This is a genomic window from Gilvimarinus sp. 1_MG-2023, from assembly GCF_030548285.1.
Window position 1 is genome coordinate 1 of the sequence record NZ_JAUOSC010001576.1, and the last position, 241, is coordinate 241.

The window sequence follows — 241 nt, forward strand, 5'->3', positions numbered from 1 at the left end:
GTAAAAAGGTTACGGGGGATATCTACAACACAACAAATGATGCCGGGCTTAAGGTTGACGCAGCAATCCGCTCTATGGGCGACCAGACCTACGATGAGGCATTCAAGGCGCTCAAGGCAAAGTCAGTGGATCCCACGAACAACACATGGGAGAAGCTCCGTTTCGGACTCGAAACAAGCGGTGTGCAGTCCGCCATCGGAGCGCTCCTTTCGGTAGGCGCTTCTGTGGCCACAAAGAATCC

The 241-nt window shown here is 53.9% G+C and carries 1 protein-coding gene; it reads left to right on the forward strand.

The genetic code is table 11. The annotated features are described in order from the left end of the window. Positions 1–241: hypothetical protein (locus Q4563_RS22105; protein WP_303606066.1), on the forward strand; the 241-nt coding region annotated here is incomplete at both ends.